This window comes from Psychrobacter sp. APC 3279, assembly GCF_030407795.1.
Lineage (GTDB): Bacteria > Pseudomonadota > Gammaproteobacteria > Pseudomonadales > Moraxellaceae > Psychrobacter.
Genome location: NZ_JASDCR010000040.1, coordinates 1 through 1,213 on the forward strand (window position 1 = coordinate 1; position 1,213 = coordinate 1,213).

1 protein-coding gene is annotated in these 1,213 nt (G+C 46.8%); it reads left to right on the plus strand.

Going from position 1 to position 1,213, the window contains the following annotated elements:
- Nucleotides 1–21 precede the first annotated feature (21 nt).
- The gene (tuf, locus tag QL898_RS13710) at nucleotides 22–1,212 is read left to right on the plus strand and encodes an elongation factor Tu (protein WP_057758488.1); all 1,191 of its coding nucleotides are present in this window, start codon (nucleotides 22–24) and stop codon (nucleotides 1,210–1,212) included.
- The last annotated feature ends 1 nt before the right edge of the window (nucleotide 1,213 follow it).

A 1,213-nucleotide genomic window follows, 5' to 3' on the forward strand; every position in this document is an offset into this window, starting at 1 on the left:
CCAAAAAAAGAGGAAATACCCATGGCAAAGGCCAAGTTTGAACGTAACAAGCCACACGTCAACGTCGGTACAATCGGACACGTTGACCATGGTAAAACAACCCTTACCGCTGCAATCGCAACCGTAGCTGCAATCACCTCTGGTGGCGAAGCCAAAGACTACGCGTCTATTGACTCAGCACCAGAAGAAAAAGCACGTGGTATCACAATCAACACCTCACACGTAGAATATGACACAGACAGCCGTCACTATGCTCACGTAGATTGCCCAGGTCACGCCGATTATGTTAAAAACATGATCACTGGTGCGGCCCAAATGGACGGCGCAATCCTAGTCGTATCTGCAACTGACGGCCCTATGCCACAGACTCGTGAGCACATCTTGCTTTCACGTCAGGTTGGCGTACCGTACATCATCGTATTCATGAACAAATGTGACATGGTTGATGACGAAGAATTGTTAGAACTAGTAGAAATGGAAGTTCGTGAATTATTGAACGACTATGACTTCCCAGGCGATGACACTCCTATTGTTAAAGGTTCTGCTACTGAAGCACTAAAAGGCTCAGAAGAAAAATACGGCCAACCAGCTGTTGTAGAACTACTAAACGTACTAGACACCTACATCCCAGAGCCAGAGCGTGACATCGACAAAGCATTCCTAATGCCAATCGAAGACGTATTCTCAATCTCAGGTCGTGGTACTGTAGTAACAGGCCGTGTTGAATCTGGTATCGTTAAAGTTGGTGACGAGATCGAAATCGTTGGTATCCGTGACACTCAAAAAACCACCTGTACTGGTGTAGAGATGTTCCGTAAACTGCTTGACGAAGGTCGTGCAGGCGAAAACTGTGGCGTACTACTACGTGGTACTAAGCGTGAAGACGTACAACGTGGCCAAGTACTAGCTAAGCCAGGTTCAATCACTCCTCACACCAAATTTGACGCTGAAGTATATGTATTGTCAAAAGAAGAGGGTGGTCGTCACACACCATTCCTAAACGGCTATCGTCCACAGTTCTACTTCCGTACTACTGACGTAACTGGCGCAATCCAATTACAAGACGGTACTGAAATGGTAATGCCTGGTGATAACGTTGAGATGGGCGTAGAGCTTATCCACCCAATCGCTATGGACAAAGGTCTTCGCTTCGCTATTCGTGAAGGCGGCCGTACTGTAGGCGCTGGTGTTGTTGCTAACGTATTGAACTAAT

Coding starts and splice junctions, on each gene's coding strand:
- tuf (WP_057758488.1), top strand. CDS start 22: ATGGCAAAGGCCAAGTTTGAACGTAACAAGCCACACGTCAACGTCGGT.